Here is a 14,711-nt window from a genome sequence, read left to right on the forward strand (position 1 = left end):
ACGATAGCTATGGGGTTCCACCTGTTCCCATCCCGAACACAGAAGTTAAGCCCATATACGTCGAAAGTACTTGGCTGGCGACGGCCTGGGAGGATAGATAGTTGCTGATTTCAAAAAACCACTTCGTAATGAAGTGGTTTTTTGTTGTATAGAATTGGTCAATGACTATATGCAATCCTATATAAAGTTATAGTGATATAGTTTATACAGAGATATTCGATAGATATATAAATCAGATTTATTTAGCCTGATCTACAGATACGGTAAATTATCGTCTAATTTAGGTATAAAAAATTACCGTCAGCGATTTTTTTATCACTGACGGCTGTTTTTCTATTAGTTTCATAGTATATGTAGTTATCTACTATATCCGGTTAGAGCGTGATTGGAGACACCAATGAACAATACCTAGAACAAGCAAAGTTGCTAAGAAAATACTGCCGTCCTGCAAAGTCAATCCTTCCGAGCTTAGAATCAATAATTTGCGAACAATAGCGGCAATGGCTACTTCAATAAAAATAGTCGTTTTAATTTTTTCACCGCGCAAATGACGAATTTCCGAGTTCAGCAGTTCTGATAATGTCCATAAGATGAGTAGTGATCCTAATGAGTGAATTGCTGCCGTGCTAAGGTCGCCGCCGCCAAAAATATTAGATATCTCTGAGAAGAACATATACAGAGCAATAATAACAGTAATCACTAAAGCCAAACAAAAGAACATGTGCAACAGTAATGTAAATCGCTTCATATAATTTGCTACTAAACACTCAAAATGATTACTATTTTCTTGACAATTAGCTGGTTCAAAGTCTTTCAACAAATAAAAACAACTCCTTGTTGATAATATTTATTTTATTTGTTATTATAGCATAAAATGAAGTAAATAAAAAACCTCTAATACAAAATTTCAATTCTTTTTTGCATTAGAGGTCTTTCGTGCCCAATATAATTTAGTATGATATTACTTTACGCGGGAGAAAATACTAAGAACTTTTGCTCCAGTACTGCGAACGCGACGGAACGGAGTAATGCTTACTTTAATTTTTGGCTTCATGTCACGTTCAGAACCAAAATCTCCCCGCTTAATATTCGTTGTTTTTAGTTTATCAGGGTGAAGATATTCTTTCATTGTTTGAATGGCTCGGTCGGGACGGCTTTGTTCTTCACAAGTATAAATATCAATTGCGGCAAAGCCTCGATCAGGATAGGTGTGGACAGTCATATGACTTCCCGCGAGTAGCGCGAGAACAGTGAGGCCTTGGGGCTCAAAAGTCTTATGAGAAAAATCAAGTAATGTCAAATTGGCATTTTTCAGCGCGGCAAGTACTGCAGTTTGAATAAATTCAATACTGTTGAGATCTTTAAAACTGCAGCCATAGAAATCGGCAGTAATATGTCTTCCGATGGATTTCAACAATTGTCGCCCCCTTAGTCAGTCTCTAAAATAGTACATAATCCTATTATACAACTTTTCATTTTAAATCGCGAGTAAAAAAATGTCCAGTGATTTTTATTGGTAACTGGGAAAATAATTTCTGGTAAGAGCTGCAATTTTGCTGTAAAATAATAAGGCAAAATGAAAATTTTCACTAATGGTTTAGTAAGGAGTGACTTTTATGAATAAAGTACAATTGGCTTCTGGAGTATATTATGTAGGAGCAATCGATTGGAATCTGCGCGATTTTCATGGCTATACAACACCGCGCGGTGTAACCTACAATTCCTACTTGATTGTTGATGAAAAAATCTGTCTCATTGATAATGTCAAAGAGTACATGAGTGATGAACTGATTGCGCGTATTTCGGAAATTGTTGATATTGCCGATATCGACTATGTAGTTACAAACCATGTAGAGCCAGATCATTCCGGCTCTTTGCCGCGGATTATGGAACTGGCGCCAAAAGCAAAAGTTGTTTTGACAGCACAAGGCCGTCCGGAAGTGATCAAGCATTATGGCAAAGAATATGATTTTATGATTGTTAAGCAAGGGGATACTTTAGACCTTGGCAAAAACAAGCTGCATTTTATGCCACTTCCGATGTTGCATTGGCCTGATTCTATGGCCTGCTATCTTGACGGCGAAAAAATTCTCTTTTCAAATGACGCCTTCGGTCAGCATGTATGTTCCTCAAAATTGTTTGATGACGAAAATGACTTGACAGTAGCGCTAAAAGAAGCAGCTAAATACTATGCGAATATTCTTATGCCTTATACACGTTTGATTCCTAAAGCAGCAAAAGCAGTAAAGGAACTTGACTTGAAGATGATTGCGCCTAGCCATGGTTTAGTGTGGCGCAGTCATGTAGAAGATATTCTCACTAAGTACGAACAATGGGGAACAGGGCATAAAGAAAATAAAGTCATTATCGTGTATGATACCATGTGGGGCGCTACCGATAAAATGGCAAAGTATGTACTTGAAGGGATTGCTTCAACAGGTCTGCAGGTTAAACTTTATAAAACTTCCGTGGCAGATCGCAGTGATATTATGCTTGATCTCTTAGATGCAAAAGGTTTAGTTGTGGGATCTTCAACGCTCAATAATAGTGTCATTCCACTAGTAGGCGCTTTTTTAGTCTATTTGAAAGGCTTGAATCCATTTGGTAAGCGCTTAGCTGGATCTTTTGGCACTTATGGCTGGAACGGCGGCGCCCAGGGAGATATTAATGAATTTTTAGGAAAAACAAACTTTGATCGTTTTAATGAAGGCTTATTTGTAAAATGGAAGGCTGATCAAGCTGAGCTTGACCAATGCTTTGAATATGGCGTGGCCTTTGGGAAAAAGATACTAGAAGAGTACTAAGAAAAAGGGCTGAGAAGCCCTTTTTCAACTATAAAGGAGAAGTGTATGGGACAGAAAAAACGAAAAGAAGGGCAGCCTACGAATGGAATCTGCCGGGTAGTGTTACGTCGCGGCGGAACGCATCGAGTGGAGGAAGGACATCCTTGGATTTTTCAAAGTGAGATTGATTATATTGACGGCGAATTTGAACCAGGCGACATTGTTGATGTCTATTCTAGCAGGCAGTATTTTATTGGCCGTGGCTTTATCAATCCTCAGTCGCAGATTATTGTTCGGATTCTTAGCAGAGAACCAGAGACGATCGACTATGATTTTTTCAAAAAAAGGATTCAAACGGCTTGGCAGTATCGGCAGCAGTTTTTAGCAGAACCGGAATATTGTCGGTTAATTTACGGCGAAGCCGATTTTATGCCAGGTTTGATTATTGATAAATTTGGCGATATTTTTGTTCTACAGACTTTAGCCTTGGGAATTGATGTCCATAAGCAAACGATTCTTGCCGTTTTAGAAGAACTCTTTGCTCCGACAGGAATTTATGAGAGAAATGATGTGCCTGTTCGCAAGTTAGAGGGTCTCCCACTTCAGACCGGTTATTTGAAAGGTGATTTCCCTACGACGATTACAGTTAAGGAAAACGGCTTTACTTTTCAGGCTGACGTGGCTCAGGGACAGAAAACCGGTTTCTTTTATGATCAGCGGGAGAATCGGGCCTTTTTGCAACAGCTTGTAAAAGATCAGGATGTACTGGATTGCTTCTGTCACACAGGTTCTTTTGCCGTACATGCAGCGAGTTATGGGGCGAAAAGCGTAACGTCTGTTGACATTTCCGCTGAAGCAATTGAACTGGCCAAACAAAATGCCGCTTTGAATCAAGTAGAGGAAAAGTGTAATTTCGTAGTAGCCAATGCGTTTGATTATTTACGGACGATTTCCGATGAAAAGAAAACTTACGATGTGGTCATTCTGGATCCGCCAGCCTTTACCAAAAGTCGTAATGCCATTGACGGCGCAATCAGAGGATATAAGGAAATCAACTTGCGCGGGTTAAAGCTAGTTCGTCCCGGCGGTTTCCTTATTACTTGTTCTTGCTCATTCCATATGGAACGCGAACTCTTTCATGAGGTTGTGCTTGCTGCCGCTAATGATGCGAAACGTACAATTCGGGAAGTGGAATATCGCACGCAGGCTAAAGATCATCCGATTTTGCCAGCATCCCCAGAAACACATTACTTAAAGTTTCTTGTTGTACAAGTTTTTTAGCAAAATTTGAATTTTAACGATACAATGTATAAATTAAAGGATTTTGTAGCAAAACAAATATAAACGATCTAAAATGGACTATTTCTACGGAAATAGTCCATTGTTAAAAGTCAAAAGGTCAAATAAAATAAGGATAAAGGTCAGTAAAAGTCAAAGAGAAAAGCGAGGTGATTTTATGAGCAATGTAGCCGATATGATTGAACAGTTTATATTGCGAAAATTGTCTGGCCAAAAAGACGACATGCTGATTTTAAAACGTAATGAGCTGGCAAGCTGGATTGATTGCGCTCCGTCCCAAGTAAGCTACGTACTCAGTACGCGGTTTACGATTGATCGCGGTTATATCGTTGAGTCGCGGCGCGGCTCTGGCGGCTTTGTCCGTATCGCTCGCCTTCCCTTTGCTGAAATCGTTCATCATGAGACTAGAAGGATTGATGATGAGAATTTGTCGAAAGACGAAGCGATCGCTTTAATTGGCAGGTTAAAGGAACAGAATTTTATTACTCAGCGTGAAGCTGCTCTAATTGAATACTTTTTTACTATTTTTTATGATAAAGTCAGCTCGGCAGATCGGCCCCAACTAATTCGTTCCGTCTTATTAGTTCTCGCCAGACAGTCCGAGCGCAGCGGGGAGTGAATTCGATGTTATGTGAACGGTGTCAGAAACGACAGGCAAGTATGCATATTACAAAGATTGTTAATGGACAGAAACAAGAGCAGCATCTTTGCGAAGAATGCGCCAAAGAATCAGAAATGCTCGTTTTTGCCGTAACCCCTCATGTCTTTACTGTGCAGGATTTTTTGAAAGGTATGTTTCATCCTGTTAGCCATCAAGAGCCGAAATCAGCCGTGGCTTGCCCCGAATGCGGTATGACTTATCAGGATTTTAGCCGTAGCGGAAAAATTGGCTGCGGCACCTGCTATAAGGTTTTTGCCCAAGATTTAGAACCGGTGATTCGCCGGATTCATGGCACTAGCGCTCATACTGGCAAGGTGCCGCGGCGCAGCGGCGAAGTGTTGGAAGTTAGACAGAAGCTAAAACGACTTCGCCAATCCTTAGAAAAAGCTGTAGAGCGAGAAGAATATGAAGCTGCAGCGTCTTTCCGTGATGAAATTCGCGCCCTAGAAAGTGAGATCAATGCTTTTGAAGGAGGCGAACAGGCATGAGTGATTTTTCGCAGGAAATTCTTCAGCCGTGGATGCTCGGCGGCGGCCCGGAAAGTGATGTGATTTTAGCAAGTCGTATCCGCTTAGCTCGCAATTTAGCAGGCGTTCCCTTTCCAAATCGCAATGAGGCTGGCGAATTGCAGAAAGTAATGCAAACTGTTTGTGCTACGAAACAATCTTTAGAGCGATACGGACAACAATACCGAATTATCGCGATGGAAGGGCTTTCGCCGCTTGAACGCAGTATTTTAGTGGAGAAACATTTAATTAGTCCGCATCTTGTTGAAAATTTTTCAAATCGAGCAGCTCTTATTCGTTCTGACGCTTCTGTCAGTATTATGGTGAATGAAGAAGATCATCTACGGATTCAATGTATGGAACCAGGCCTTGATTTGACAAAGGCTTTGGCCAATGCCGATCAAGTCGATAATGTTCTCGAAGAAACATTAACCTTTGCGTTTAGTGAACAGTTAGGCTATTTAACGGCTTGTCCTACTAATGTCGGTACAGGGATGAGGGCTTCCTGCATGCTTCATTTACCAGCTCTTGTTCTAACCCAGCAAATCAATCGGATTATGGGCGCTGTTACACAGTTGGGGCTTGCTGTTCGCGGGATTTATGGCGAAGGCACGGAAACCATTGGCAATATTTTTCAAGTTTCGAATCAATTGACCTTAGGATATACAGAAGAGGAAATTGTTGACCGCTTAAGTGGTGTAGTATTACAGCTGGTTGGCCAGGAAAGAACGGCTCGGCAAATGTTGTTCAAACAATCAGAAGAGGCTTTGGCTGATCGGCTATGGCGAGCTTATGGTATTTTACGTTACGCTCGCACTATTACGGCAAAAGAAGCCTTGGCGAAACTCAGTGAAGTACGTCTCGGCGTCGATATGGGAATTATTAATGGGGTTGACCCGAGCATTTTTAACGAATTGCTTGTCTTTACACGACCAAATTATATGAGTAGAAAGTGCCAGGAACAGGGCGTTCCGGCCGAGGCTAGAGGTCAGCTGAGAGCAGCATTTATTCGCAATAGATTAGCACAAAATGAAGGAGGGAATCGATGATGTTGAATCGTTTTACTGAAAGAGCTAGACGGGTTTTATTATTAGCGCAGGAAGAAGCACAGAATTTTGGTCATCCCTATGTAGGCACAGAGCATTTGCTGCTAGGCCTTGTTGACGAGGGATCAGGGATTGCCGCGAAAGCTCTTGCTTCACTAGGTGTGCAGGCGGAAGCGATTCGCCAGCAGATTGAAGCGGTGATTGGCAGCAGCGGTGCGCAGCCAGCCAATGAAATTACTTATACGCCGCGAGCGAAGCATGTGCTAGAGCTTTCCTTCGAAGAAGCGCAGCAGTTTGGTCATAATTATATTGGGACGGAACATTTACTGCTTGGTCTGATCCGCGAGCAGGAAGGGATTGCCTCACAGGTTCTTGTCGGCATGGGGGCCGACCTCGCTGTCGTCAGAGAAGCTGTTTTAAAACTCTTAGGCGCCTATTCCATGGCTGGCCAGACGCCACAGCCGCAAGCGCCGAAAAGCAATAGCGCTGGCGGACAAACTCCTTCACTTGACGAATTTGGGCGTGATCTAAACAAGTTAGTGCAGGAAGGAAAAATTGATCCGGTTATTGGCCGCGACAAAGAAATTGAGCGAGTCATTCAAATTTTAAGTCGTCGGACTAAAAATAATCCCGTATTGATTGGCGAGCCTGGCGTAGGAAAAACTGCTATTGCTGAAGGATTGGCCGCTAAAATTATGGAAGGACGCGTACCGGAATTATTAAAAGATAAACGAGTCATTTCTTTAAATATTGCGTCCTTGGTAGCTGGATCTAAGTATCGCGGCGAATTTGAAGAACGGTTGAAAAAGGTAATGGAAGAAATTCGTCAAGCTGGTAATATTATCTTATTTGTCGATGAAATGCATACTCTTATTGGCGCTGGCGCTGCTGAGGGGGCTATTGATGCTGCTAATATTTTAAAACCGGCCTTGGCGCGCGGTGAACTGCAGGCAATTGGCGCGACAACACTTGATGAGTATAAAAAACATATTGAAAAAGATGCCGCCTTGGAACGACGTTTCCAACCGATTCAGGTGGGTGAACCAACTGAAGAAGACGCCATCGAAATTTTAAAGGGAATTCGCGACAAATATGAAGCGTTCCATCGCGCTAAAATTAGTGATGAAGCGATTATCGCCGCAGTCAAATTGTCACATCGCTATATTTCCGATCGCTTTTTACCGGATAAGGCCATTGACTTGATGGATGAAGCCGCATCACGTGTGAGAATTCAATCTATGTCGTTGCCGCCTGATTTATCTTCTTTGGAAAAACGTATCACCGCTATTCAGACGGAAAAAGAAGCGGCTATATCAACACAGGAGTTTGAACAAGCTGCTAAATTGCGTGATGAAGAGCAAAAACTAATCAAAGAGCTGGAACAGCGGCAAAAAGAGTGGAAGCAGCAGGGCAGCGGCCTAGTAGAGGTTACGGAAGACCATATTGCGGAAGTAGTAGCAAGTTGGACCGGGGTTCCCGTCAAAAAATTAACGGAAAGCGAGTCTGATCGTCTGCTACAGTTGGAAGAAATTCTTCATAAGCGCGTAATCGGTCAAGATGATGCAGTAAAAGCGGTTGCCAAAGCAGTACGGCGCGCCCGCGCTGGTCTTAAAGATCCGAAGCGTCCCATTGGTTCCTTTATTTTTCTTGGGCCCACAGGGGTTGGTAAAACGGAGCTAGCTAGAGCTTTGGCGGAAGCCATGTTCGGTGATGAAGAAGCGATGATTCGCCTGGATATGTCAGAGTATATGGAAAAACATACTGTATCACGGCTGGTAGGAGCGCCTCCTGGCTATGTAGGCTATGAAGAAGGCGGCCAATTAACAGACGCCGTGCGACGGAAGCCTTACTCGGTCATCTTACTCGACGAAATTGAAAAAGCTCATTATGATGTATTTAATATGTTGCTGCAGGTCTTAGAAGACGGACGGCTTACTGATAGTAAGGGGCGGACTGTTGACTTTAAAAACACAGTGATTATTATGACATCGAATGTGGGAGCGAAACATCTTAGAAAAGAAGGCTCCTCTCTGGGCTTTATGGCTGTGAAAGATGAGGCCAAAGAAAACGATCAGGCTAAAGCGCAGGTAATGGACGAAGTGAAACGGACTTTCCGGCCTGAATTTTTAAACCGTGTTGATGAAATGATTGTGTTCAGCAGTTTAAATGATCAAGATTTAGGCAAGATCGTTGATATTATGTTAGCTGATGTTGCAAAACGGTTGAAAGCCAGTGAGTTAGCTTTAGCGGTTGACGAAGCAGCGAAGCAGGAATTAATTAAAGAGGGACGCGATCACGCTTATGGCGCTAGACCGCTTCGCCGGGCGATTCAGAAGCTGGTAGAAGATGAAGTAGCGGAACTGATGCTCAAGGGGACAGTAAAGAGCGGCGATACGATTGCTGTTAGTGCTGATGAACAGCATAAACTGACCTTTGCGAAACAAGACTAAAGCAGGAAAGCGGCTTTGATAAAGCGAAAACAAGCACTCTAACGATCTTAGAGTGCTTGTTTCGCTCTACATGCATAGAAAGAGAGAGAAGGCGGAAAGTGGCTAAAAATAAAACAGTTTATGTTTGTCAGGAGTGTGGCCATGATTCTTTGAAGTGGCTGGGAAAATGTCCGGCTTGCGGCGCTTGGAACAGTATGGTAGAAGAGGTTGTCGTGAAGACAGCCGCTAAGGCTTTTCATGTGCCAGCAGCGAAGCCACAGCCGATTACAGCTGTCAATTCTGCCGCTCTACCGCGTTTTTCCATCGGTATGAAAGAATTTGATCGCGTTCTTGGCGGGGGGATTGTTCCTGGGGCATTGATTTTGCTCGGAGGCGATCCTGGTATCGGAAAATCTACTTTACTCTTGCAAGTAGCTGGTTTTGTTAGCCAGACGCAGGGGAAAGTTTTATATGTATCCGGTGAGGAGTCGGCAGCACAGACAAAGTTGCGGGCTGATCGATTAGGAACGCTGCAAGATCAGCTGCTAGTTATGACGGAAACGAATCTTACGGTTATTGAGACAGAAGCTGTAGCGATTCAACCGGCTCTACTAGTTATTGATTCGATTCAAACTATGTATAGTCCTGACCTTGATAGTGCGCCAGGCAGTGTCGCGCAAGTTAGGGAATCTACGGGCAAACTGATGCGATTAGCAAAGGAAAGTTCGATTCCTGTTGTGATTATTGGCCATGTCACTAAAGAGGGGAATATTGCGGGACCGCGTATGCTAGAACATATGGTGGATGTAGTTCTTTACCTGGAAGGCGAAAGAAACTATGCTTTTCGAGTACTTCGAGCCATCAAAAACCGCTTTGGCTCTACCAGTGAGAGTGGGCTGTTTAGTATGGAGGAAGAAGGCCTCGGGGAAGTGAAAAATCCTTCGTCGCTGCTCTTAGCCGAACGACCAGAAGATGCGCCAGGTTCTGTCGTCGTAGCTTGCCTCGAAGGTATTCGCCCGCTGCTAATTGAAGTGCAGGCGCTTGTGAGTACGACTGTGTTTGGTATGCCGCGACGGATGGCGGCGGGCTTTGATTATAACCGCTTAATCTTGCTAATGGCTGTTTTAGAAAAACGCTTGGGACTAAATCTCGGTAACCAAGATGCCTATGTCAATGCTGTAGGCGGCATTAAAGTCAATGAACCAGCAGCTGATTTGGCCATTGCGCTCGCTGTGGCCTCGAGTTTTCGGAATATCGCCGTTTCGCCACTCACTGTTGTCATGGGAGAAGTGGGGCTTACTGGCGAGGTGCGCATGGTTTCGCATATTGATCTTAGAATTCGCGAAGCGGCTAATCTGGGGTTTCAAAAATTTATTATTCCCCAGGGGAATGTAGACAGGGTGAAAGGCGACTATCATCTGATTGGCGTATCATCGATTCACCAGGCAATGGAGGCGGTATTTAGTGACTAAAGTGAAAGAAGAGCGCTTATGGGATGAACGTTTTATTGAAATCATGGGAAAACTAGCGCCAGGCACGCCGCTTAGAGAAGGGCTAGAAAGCATTCAGCGCGGTAAAATGGGCGCACTCGTACTGATCAATGATAATAAAGGCGCCATGGAGTTAGTGGATGGCGGCTTTGTGATTAATGCCGAGTTTACTCCTGCCGGAATTTATGAATTAGCGAAGATGGATGGTGCGATCGTGCTATCAGAAGATGGCAAAAAAATTTTAGTAGCCAATGCCCAGCTTGTACCAGAATACACGATCACTACAAGTGAAACAGGTACAAGGCATCGAACGGCCCAGCGCGTCGCTAGACAGACGGGCGCTTTAGTCATTGCCATTTCTCATCGGCGCAATATCATCACCGTCTATCTAGGAAATCGCCGTTATATTTTAAGTGAAATTTCCACGCTGCTCAATCGCGCCCATCAAGCTTTGCAAACGTTAGAGAAGTATCGTATTGTGCTCAATAAGGGATTATCGACACTGATCGCTTTGGAATTTGAGGATTTAGTCACATTAGGTGATGTGATTTCGCTTCTGATTCGCGCTGAGCATGTTAGTCGGATTGTACAGGAAGTGAAACGCTATATTGTCGAACTCGGTACGGAAGGACGCCTTGTGAGCATGCAGCTAGAAGAGCTGGAAGTGGAAAAAGATATCGTCGAAGTTTTACTGAAAGATTATGCGTTGCTAGAAGAAAATCAGACCGCCTGTCTTTTGCGCAAACAAATTGCTGAATTGCCGGAAGACCATTTGGAAGCGACTGTGTTAGGTCGGCTGCTTGGTTATAGTGTGACAGCCAATGCCTTAGATCTGCCAATGGTGCCGCGAGGCTATCGAATCTTAGCCCATATTCCTCGTCTGCCACAGCTTGTGATTCAAAATCTTGTGCAGCATTTTAACACCTTGCCCCGCATTGCTGGTGCAACGATTCAAGATCTTGATGATGTAGATGGAATCGGCGAATCGCGGGCTAAAATGATTAAAGACGGTTTGAAGCGAGTACGCGAGCAAGCGCTGTGGGAGCGACACAGCTAGGGACTTTTATATTTTGACATGTCGATATTTTCGATATAACGAGCGATCGCACGGTTCTCTTCAAGTCGGATAATGCGAAACCGCTGGTTTTGTTCCGTAATTACTTCATCGCCAACGGCAACGACAAGTGGTACATACATTAAAGTTTCGCCAGTTTGTTCGTGAATAATTAAGTAGTAGTCATAAACTTTTTGCGGCGGTTGCAGAGGTTTTGGTTGGATTCGAAGTAGCGGCCAAGGCGAAGCGGCATAGAATAAAACAGCGCCGCCGAAAAATACAAGAAAGCCGAGACAAAGATAAAGCAATAATTTTTTTTTCATGGCCGCCTCCTCGCCGCTTACGAGTCTTTCCTAGTTAGAATAGCCTTAAATTCTTGCCTTTATGTACTACAAGCGCGAGAAGATACTAAACGCGAGAAGACAATAAAAAAAGACGACAGGCTCTGTCGTCATTTGTTGCAAAATCACTATGATGTATGCCATTAGGTCAAGTTAAATACACCTAAAGTTTTTACATTTTTACACTCTTTCGTAATGACCTCATCTAAAGTTAGTCCAGTCAAATTGCAAAGGGCCGCTAAATAAAAGAGACTGTGGCCGATTTCTTTTGAAAGAATTTCCTGACAGGCAGGGCAGGGCGCTCCTGATAGATGGGTCTGCATATAATTTTTGAGTTCTTTAAATTCCGTATCTGCCGGAATTTGCTGTTTTTGAGCATGAATACTCACGCAGCCGCACTCGGTCACTGCTTTGGCTAGAGCACGATTCACGCGGGTCGTTGTTTCTTGATACTTTGTCATTACATCCATAACACTGCGGTGACGAATTAGGTATTCATCAACAACAGATTGAAAGTCTAAGCAATCATCTTCAGGCATGATTTGTGCACCTCACTTTGAAATCTATTATATAGAGGCCGCTAGGCAATTGTCAACAAAGAGCGTAATTTACAGAGAATTGACAAGTAGGGTCTCTTGTGCTACAATAGATAAATTTGACAATCAACCCTTCCTTTGTTATACTAAACTCATTATCTCTGTCTTTTCTGAAGGGATAAGGAGTATATATTTTTTCGGTTTTGGCAATACTATCCATTAGAAATTTGTTTTGAATTTTTTGGAAGAAAGGAGGTGCTAAGAGTTTGCTAGATAAGATTTTACGCTTTTCCTGTTCTTTGTTGGCCGCTGTTGGCGGTGTCGTTTTGACTGACAGGATTATGCCTTTTATTCAGGATTTGTTGAATGTGGATTTGCTCAATTATGGAATCTTCGGTATTACGCTGGCTACCTTGCTGCTTTTTATTCTAGGAGCAAGTATTGGCGCAATTATCGGATTTTTGCTGGCTCCTTACTTAATTAGTAATCTGTGGAAATTTACTTATTGGGTTGAAGCGCAATTGAACAAAATGCCTATGTATGATGTACTGGCCGGGTCCATTGGTTTGGCGATCGGTCTTATCATATCCAGTTTGCTTGGAGCGGCTTTTTTACCGTTGCCTATTGTCGGTAAATATATTCCTGGACTGCTTAGTATTATTTTAGGGTATTTGGGAATTAATGTGGCGATTCGCAAACGTGACGAGCTTGTAGCTCTGGTTACGGCGATTCCCTGGATGAATCGCGAGAAAACAAAAGAAAAGGCGGTTGCTGTATCATCAGCGAAAATTTTAGATACAAGTGTAATCATTGATGGTCGCATCGCTGATATTTGCAAAAGTGGTTTTATTGAAGGTACGTTGCTCATTCCTGGTTTTGTATTAGAAGAATTACAGCATATTGCCGATTCATCAGATTTGTTAAAACGAAATCGAGGACGGCGCGGCCTGGATATTTTAAATCGTATGCAAAAAGAATTAGGTCTGGTTGTTCAGATTGATTCCCATGATTTTGAAGATATTGCAGAAGTTGATGCTAAGCTAGTCAAGCTTGGCCAGTTATTAAACGCCAAAGTAATTACCAATGATTATAATCTTAACAAGGTTGCGGAACTGCAGGGTGTTTCTGTTCTTAATATTAATGAACTGTCTAATGCCGTAAAGCCTGTTGTACTGCCAGGCGAAGAGATGGTTGTGCATATTGTAAAAGATGGTAAAGAAAACGGTCAAGGTGTTGCCTATTTAGATGACGGCACGATGATTGTGGTTGATGGCGGTAAGCGTCACATGGGAGAAACAATTGGAGTTTTAGTTACATCGGTCTTACAAACGGCCGCAGGTCGGATGATTTTTGCCAAGCTTAAGGCAATGGAACGGGCCTTATAAATGACACTGGGAGGCTTATCAATGATAACGGCAATTATTGCCGCTGCCGGACAGGGAAAACGTATGGGGCTTAAGAGGAACAAGTTATTTGTTCCTCTTTTTCATGAGCCGATTCTAGTGCAAACTGCAAGAGTGTTGGCAAGTGTAGCTCTCATTGATTCCTTGGTGATTGTAGCGGAAAAAAATGAAATAGATGAAATTCACACGATGCTCCAGGAGGCGGCGCTCGCAAAACCCTGGAAAATCATTGCAGGCGGCAGTGAACGGCAGTATTCTATTGCCAATGCCTTAAACAGCCTTACTGATGACGGATTGGCAGTCATTCACGATGGCGCCAGGCCGTTAATTGATCCTGCCACGATTGTCAGTGCGATCGAACGGGCGAAAGTAGTAAAGGCTGTTGTGGTAGGCGTGCCAGTGAAAGATACGATTAAAGAAGTCGTTGCTGGTAAGATTCAGGAGACACCGGATCGGAAGCGCTTATGGGCGGTCCAAACGCCACAGGTTTTTGATACTGCCTTACTAAAAAAAGCTTATGAAGCCGCCGCAAGGGACGGAGTGCTTGGAACTGATGACGCTTCGCTTGTGGAACGATTGGGAGTGGCTGTAGAGATGGTGGAAGGCAAATACGAAAATATAAAAATTACTACGCCGGAAGATTTGACAGTGGCTAGGGCATTTTTGCAACAGCCAGTCTTGCCGCGCGTCGGCTTTGGTTATGACGTTCACGCCTTTTGTGAGGGGCGTCCGCTTATTTTAGGTGGTGTAGAAATTCCTTATCCGCTAGGTCTTAAGGGACATTCTGATGCGGATGTGTTGCTTCATGCGATTAAAGACGCTTTGCTCGGTGCCGCTGGGCTTGGTGATATTGGTCGCCATTTTCCTGATACAGATCCGCGGTATAAGGGGATTTCTAGTCTCATACTGCTAGAAGAAGTTTTTTCACTGCTAGAGCAGGAGGGGTATTACGTACATAATATTGATGCGACGATTATTGCGGAAGCACCCAAAATGGCGCCTCATATTGCGGCGATGAATCAAAAGATTGCTACAGCCCTACATACTGCCACAAAACAAGTCAATATAAAAGCAACTACAACAGAGAAACTTGGTTTTACCGGTCGCCAAGAGGGGATTGCCGCGCAAGCGATTGCTTCGATTATTCATGTATAAGCTGCTAA

General features: G+C 43.4%; 14 protein-coding genes, 1 rRNA gene and 1 pseudogene. 12 read left to right on the forward strand and 4 right to left on the reverse strand.

Features of this window, described 5'->3' with window-relative positions; all coding sequences use genetic code 11:
- A 5S ribosomal RNA gene (rrf, locus tag AC0MXB_RS00005) occupies positions 1–110 on the forward strand; the annotation flags it as partial.
- Between the two features lie 254 nt (positions 111–364).
- On the opposite strand, the gene AC0MXB_RS00010 is transcribed toward rrf, so the two are convergent.
- The gene (locus AC0MXB_RS00010) at positions 365–820 is read right to left on the reverse strand and encodes a phosphate-starvation-inducible PsiE family protein (protein ID WP_474037343.1); all 456 of its coding nucleotides are present in this window, start codon (positions 818–820) and stop codon (positions 365–367) included.
- A 141-nt stretch (positions 821–961) separates the two neighbouring features.
- Positions 962–1,414, reverse strand: a complete 453-nt coding sequence (gene speD, locus AC0MXB_RS00015; protein WP_474037345.1) for an adenosylmethionine decarboxylase — start codon at positions 1,412–1,414, stop codon at positions 962–964.
- A gap of 202 nt (positions 1,415–1,616) precedes the next feature.
- Between speD and AC0MXB_RS00020 the strand changes: the two genes are divergently transcribed.
- From AC0MXB_RS00020 to disA, 8 genes are all read left to right on the forward strand, one after another.
- On the forward strand, positions 1,617–2,804 hold the full coding sequence (locus AC0MXB_RS00020; RefSeq protein WP_474037347.1) for an FprA family A-type flavoprotein: 1,188 nt from the start codon (positions 1,617–1,619) through the stop codon (positions 2,802–2,804).
- 45 nt (positions 2,805–2,849) lie between these two features.
- A complete protein-coding gene (locus AC0MXB_RS00025) occupies positions 2,850–4,064 on the forward strand; it encodes a class I SAM-dependent rRNA methyltransferase (RefSeq protein ID WP_474037348.1) in 1,215 nt (404 codons plus the stop codon).
- Positions 4,065–4,239: 175 nt separating this feature from the next.
- Complete coding sequence (locus tag AC0MXB_RS00030; RefSeq protein WP_474037349.1) at positions 4,240–4,701, forward strand: CtsR family transcriptional regulator; 462 nt, start codon at positions 4,240–4,242, stop codon at positions 4,699–4,701.
- Between the two features lie 5 nt (positions 4,702–4,706).
- Positions 4,707–5,231 (forward strand): UvrB/UvrC motif-containing protein, encoded by a 525-nt coding sequence (locus AC0MXB_RS00035; protein WP_474037350.1) that lies wholly within the window; start codon positions 4,707–4,709, stop codon positions 5,229–5,231.
- Entirely contained in the window at positions 5,228–6,298 is a 1,071-nt protein-coding gene (locus AC0MXB_RS00040) for a protein arginine kinase (protein ID WP_474037351.1), read from the forward strand. Before AC0MXB_RS00035 ends, AC0MXB_RS00040 begins: the two co-directional genes overlap by 4 nt.
- On the forward strand, positions 6,298–8,745 hold the full coding sequence (locus AC0MXB_RS00045) for an ATP-dependent Clp protease ATP-binding subunit (protein WP_474038715.1): 2,448 nt from the start codon (positions 6,298–6,300) through the stop codon (positions 8,743–8,745). The genes AC0MXB_RS00040 and AC0MXB_RS00045 overlap by 1 nt, the downstream gene beginning before the upstream one ends.
- Before the next feature lie 98 nt (positions 8,746–8,843).
- Positions 8,844–10,196 carry a DNA repair protein RadA gene (gene radA, locus AC0MXB_RS00050; protein ID WP_474037352.1) on the forward strand — a complete coding sequence of 451 codons (1,353 nt, stop codon included), beginning with the start codon at positions 8,844–8,846 and terminating at the stop codon, positions 10,194–10,196.
- Entirely contained in the window at positions 10,189–11,271 is a 1,083-nt protein-coding gene (disA, locus tag AC0MXB_RS00055) for a DNA integrity scanning diadenylate cyclase DisA (RefSeq protein WP_474037353.1), read from the forward strand. Before radA ends, disA begins: the two co-directional genes overlap by 8 nt.
- On the opposite strand, the gene AC0MXB_RS00060 is transcribed toward disA, so the two are convergent.
- Together AC0MXB_RS00060 and AC0MXB_RS00065 are read right to left on the reverse strand one after the other, a co-directional pair.
- Positions 11,268–11,591, reverse strand: a complete 324-nt coding sequence (locus AC0MXB_RS00060) for a stage II sporulation protein P (protein ID WP_474037354.1) — start codon at positions 11,589–11,591, stop codon at positions 11,268–11,270. The two genes, disA and AC0MXB_RS00060, sit on opposite strands and share 4 nt — an antisense overlap.
- Positions 11,592–11,752: 161 nt before the next feature.
- A complete protein-coding gene (locus AC0MXB_RS00065) occupies positions 11,753–12,148 on the reverse strand; it encodes a nucleoside triphosphate pyrophosphohydrolase family protein (RefSeq protein WP_474037355.1) in 396 nt (131 codons plus the stop codon).
- Positions 12,149–12,411: 263 nt separating this feature from the next.
- On the opposite strand from AC0MXB_RS00065, the gene AC0MXB_RS00070 reads away from it, so the two are divergent.
- The 3 genes and pseudogenes from AC0MXB_RS00070 to ispF all read left to right on the forward strand — a co-directional run bounded on the left by AC0MXB_RS00070 (position 12,412) and on the right by ispF (position 14,703).
- Positions 12,412–13,530, forward strand: a complete 1,119-nt coding sequence (locus AC0MXB_RS00070; protein ID WP_474037356.1) for a PIN/TRAM domain-containing protein — start codon at positions 12,412–12,414, stop codon at positions 13,528–13,530.
- A 21-nt stretch (positions 13,531–13,551) separates the two neighbouring features.
- Positions 13,552–14,205, forward strand: a pseudogene (gene ispD, locus AC0MXB_RS00075) (2-C-methyl-D-erythritol 4-phosphate cytidylyltransferase); the annotation flags it as partial.
- A 21-nt stretch (positions 14,206–14,226) separates the two neighbouring features.
- Positions 14,227–14,703 carry a 2-C-methyl-D-erythritol 2,4-cyclodiphosphate synthase gene (gene ispF / locus AC0MXB_RS00080; RefSeq protein WP_474038716.1) on the forward strand — a complete coding sequence of 159 codons (477 nt, stop codon included), beginning with the start codon at positions 14,227–14,229 and terminating at the stop codon, positions 14,701–14,703.
- The last annotated feature ends 8 nt before the right edge of the window (positions 14,704–14,711 follow it).

The organism is Pelorhabdus sp. sgz311001, from assembly GCF_055901755.1.

What these genes read in the sequence shown, in the direction of transcription:
- AC0MXB_RS00020 (WP_474037347.1), top strand. Translation starts at nt 1,617, where the DNA reads ATGAATAAAGTACAATTGGCTTCTGGAGTATATTATGTAGGAGCAATC.
- AC0MXB_RS00025 (WP_474037348.1), top strand. Translation starts at nt 2,850, where the DNA reads ATGGGACAGAAAAAACGAAAAGAAGGGCAGCCTACGAATGGAATCTGC.
- AC0MXB_RS00030 (WP_474037349.1), top strand. Translation starts at nt 4,240, where the DNA reads ATGAGCAATGTAGCCGATATGATTGAACAGTTTATATTGCGAAAATTG.
- AC0MXB_RS00035 (WP_474037350.1), top strand. Translation starts at nt 4,707, where the DNA reads ATGTTATGTGAACGGTGTCAGAAACGACAGGCAAGTATGCATATTACA.
- AC0MXB_RS00040 (WP_474037351.1), top strand. Translation starts at nt 5,228, where the DNA reads ATGAGTGATTTTTCGCAGGAAATTCTTCAGCCGTGGATGCTCGGCGGC.
- AC0MXB_RS00045 (WP_474038715.1), top strand. Translation starts at nt 6,298, where the DNA reads ATGTTGAATCGTTTTACTGAAAGAGCTAGACGGGTTTTATTATTAGCG.
- AC0MXB_RS00060 (WP_474037354.1), bottom strand. Translation starts at nt 11,591, where the DNA reads ATGAAAAAAAAATTATTGCTTTATCTTTGTCTCGGCTTTCTTGTATTT.
- AC0MXB_RS00065 (WP_474037355.1), bottom strand. Translation starts at nt 12,148, where the DNA reads ATGCCTGAAGATGATTGCTTAGACTTTCAATCTGTTGTTGATGAATAC.